Annotated in this window: 1 protein-coding gene; it reads right to left on the reverse strand. The window is 72.1% G+C overall.

Features of this window, described 5'->3' with window-relative positions; all coding sequences use genetic code 11:
• Window positions 1-1,971 (reverse strand): condensation domain-containing protein (locus K4G64_RS39115; protein ID WP_221760596.1); only part of this gene is annotated, 1,971 nt, incomplete at both ends.

Raw genomic sequence — 1,971 nt, forward strand, 5'->3', positions numbered from 1 at the left:
CAACACCGCCAACAGCGCCACCACCAGATCCGCGCCACGCTCCAGGCACACACCCACCAACGACTCCGGACCCACACCCCGCCCGGCAAGCAACCGCGCCAGACGATTCGCCCGCGCATCCAACTCCCCATAAGAGAGCTCCACACCCTCGGCCACCACCGCCACCGCATCCGGCGTCCGCGCCACCTGCCCCGCGAACAGCTCCGGCAACGACCTTCCGGCCACCAGCGCCGTGCGGCCGGAGCCCTGCGCCAGCACCCGGCGCACCACCCGCTCGTCGAGCACGGGCACCTCGGCCAGACGCTGCTCGGCACCACCGGCCGACACCCGCTCCAGAGCGGCGACCAGGTCGGCGGTGGCCGTCTCCACCAGTTCCGCCACTGCCTGCGGGTCGGCGGGGGCAACCGCGCTGACGTCGAGACCGATGAGATCGCCGCTGTCGTCCACGGCCACGGTGAGGGGATAGTTGTTGCGGTCGTGCGTGTACACGGTGCGGATGCCGTCGACGCCCCACTCGTCGTCGAGGCTCTGGTCGGTGTTGTGCCGGTAGTTGAGGATCGAGGTGAACAAGGGAAGCTCGCCGGGTACCGCGCTGGCCTGCTGCGCCACCGCCAGCGATGCGTGTTCGTGTTCCAGCAGTCCGGCCAGCTGGCCGCGCAGGGCGGTCACCGCCTCCCGCACCCCCAGCTCGTCCGTCCGCACCCGCACCGGCAGCGTGTTCATGAAGGGGCCGGGCACCCGGTCGGCACCCGCACCGGCGTTCATCCGCCCGAACAGCACCGTGCCGAACACCACGTCGTCCCGTCCGGACACCGCGGCCAGCACCCGCGACCACGCCAGATGGAGCAGGGTCGCCGGGCTCGTCCCGAGCCGGCGGGACACCTCGCGCACCCGTCGGGTCAGCTCCGGAGAGAACGCCAGCTGCGCCTCCGCCGCGTCCATGCCGTCGCCGCGGACGTCCACCAGTCCGTACGGCGCGGTCGGCTCGGTCACGTCACCGAGCAGCTCGGCGAAGTACCGCTCGCTGTCGCCGCGTTCGGCCTCGGCACGTGCCTGAGCCACGAAGTCGCGGAACGGCAGCGGCTCGGGCAGCTCCTGCTCCCGCCCGGCCAGGAAGGCCCTGATGTCGCCGAGCAGGACCTCCAGTGTCGTGTGGTCCATGACCACGTGGTGCACCCGCACCAGCGCCAGCCAGCGGCCGGTGCCGGGTTCGGCCGCGAACTGCACCGACAGCAGAGGTGCCCGGCCGAGGTTCATGGACAGGCCACCCAGATCCAGCAGGTCGGCCACGGGGTCACCGGAGTCGGGGGCGAGGGTGACTTCCCGGACGGGCAGTTCGGCCCGGCGGCGCACCACCTGGACCGGCTCGCGGAGCCCTTCCCACACCAGGCCGGTCCGCAGAATGTCGTGCCGGTCCACCACCCGCTGAAGCGCCGCGGTGAAGGCCTCCACCTTCTCCCGCGAGTCGAAGCCGAGCACGGTCACCATCACGTAGGCGTCGTCACCACCGTCGGCCAGGAGGTGGTGGACGAGCAGCCCGTCCTGGAGGGGGGCGAGGGGGTAGACGTCGGCCACGTTCGCCGCACCGCCCTCGACGGCGGCGACGATACGCTCCACCTCGTCGGCCGTCAGGTCGACCAGCGGCAGCATCTCCGGGGTGATCTCGGTCGCACCCTCGGGAATCGCGCGCTCTGGGACCTCGACCTGCCCGGCCGCGTCGACCGCAGCGGCGAGACCGGCCGGCGTGGGGGTCCGGAAGAAGGCTCGCACCGAGGTGCTGACGCCCGCTCCGCGAAGCCTCTCCACCAGACGCACCACCATGAGCGAGTTGCCGCCGAGGCGGAAGAAGTCGTCGTCGACGCCGACCTGGGCGAGACCGAGAACATCGGCGAACGCGGCGCAGACGATCTCCTCACGCGCGTTGGCCGGAGCACGCCCCGACCCCGCAAGCGCGGCATAGTCCGGCGCCGG

The sequence above is a fragment of the Streptomyces sp. WAC04114 genome, from assembly GCF_019733245.1.
GTDB lineage: Bacteria > Actinomycetota > Actinomycetes > Streptomycetales > Streptomycetaceae > Streptomyces > Streptomyces massasporeus_A.